This is a genomic window from Staphylococcus pseudoxylosus (genome assembly GCF_003697915.1).
Classification (GTDB): Bacteria; Bacillota; Bacilli; order Staphylococcales; family Staphylococcaceae; genus Staphylococcus; species Staphylococcus pseudoxylosus.
In genome coordinates, this window is sequence record NZ_RCVN01000039.1 from 1 (window position 1) to 1124 (window position 1124).

The 1124-nt window shown below is 31.0% G+C and carries 2 protein-coding genes; both read right to left on the reverse strand.

Going from position 1 to position 1124, the window contains the following annotated elements; genetic code table 11:
* Positions 1-287: plasmid segregation protein ParR (locus tag D9V42_RS15495; RefSeq protein WP_244204788.1), on the reverse strand; the 287-nt coding region annotated here is incomplete at its 3' end.
* The gene (locus D9V42_RS14640) at positions 268-1095 is read right to left on the reverse strand and encodes a ParM/StbA family protein (RefSeq protein WP_158593195.1); all 828 of its coding nucleotides are present in this window, start codon (positions 1093-1095) and stop codon (positions 268-270) included. The genes D9V42_RS14640 and D9V42_RS15495, both read right to left, overlap by 20 nt.
* Positions 1096-1124: the final 29 nt, after the last annotated feature.

Genomic DNA, 1124 nt, shown 5'->3' on the forward strand with positions numbered 1-1124 from the left:
GATTGTTTAATATTTTCTTGCTTAATTGCTTCTCGAATTTCCTTTTTTCGTTCTTTACTCGGATTTCTCAATAATTTTCCATTATCGTACTTGATAGATCCCATATCATTTATTTTGTTATTAAAAGGTATTGGAGGAGTACCACCCAAATCATTAATGTATCTAATAAGTGCTTCTCGTATATGCGCAGTTTTGGTACCTTTAGGAACATTTTCTAAAAAATCAAAGATTTGGGGGTAATCTTTTTTTTTAATTTTTAGAAGATGATTAGTTTCTTGTTTGCTCAAAGCGATTAACCTCTTGTTCTACTTTATCTTTCAGTAGTTCCCCCAATTTTTCGTAACCACGTACATTACTAAGCTGACTGTTTTCAACCTTTTCAAAAACATCTGGATAATAATAACTCAATGAATCAAAATGAATAGCTGAACCGCCACCAGTCACTATAATTCTGTCTATAGAATTAATATTACCTACCACTATTTCAAATCTACTCATAACTTCCTGTATAATTTTTTCTTGTTCTTCTATAAAATAATCCACAAAATCAACTGTTAGTCTCGAATTCACCTTACATTGTTTATATTCCATCCCCTGTTCAATCATTCTTGGTGTTATTGAAGCACCATCAGCTTCTTTACTAACATGTGTAGCAATACGCTTATAAAAATCAATCATACCTTTATTAATAACAAAACTTTCTTCCTCTACACGTTTTAAGTTTTGATATGTATCTATAATTGTTGTACCACTACCAAAGTCTAAAACACTATATTTGCCTTCCGTGAAAGATTTAAATACTTTTCCGTTTTCCATATGTAAATCTAATAAAGTTCCCATAGGTTGTGCAATGATTTTAATATCCTTAACATTAACAACTTTAGTTATACCATCTATTGTTATAGACCTATTTCTCCTTAATATTTCCTCAAATTGAGCCTGACTTTTAGAATCTATTTCGTTACTAGGCATACCTGTTGCGATAACAACATCTATCTCTTCTTCAGGTAGTTCTCTTGCAAGTAAGCCGATGGAGCATTCAACTAAATCTTCAAAAGATTGATATATGGGTTCTGTTGCAAAGTAAAAAAATATAGCTAACCACTAATTTATCATGTCAGTGT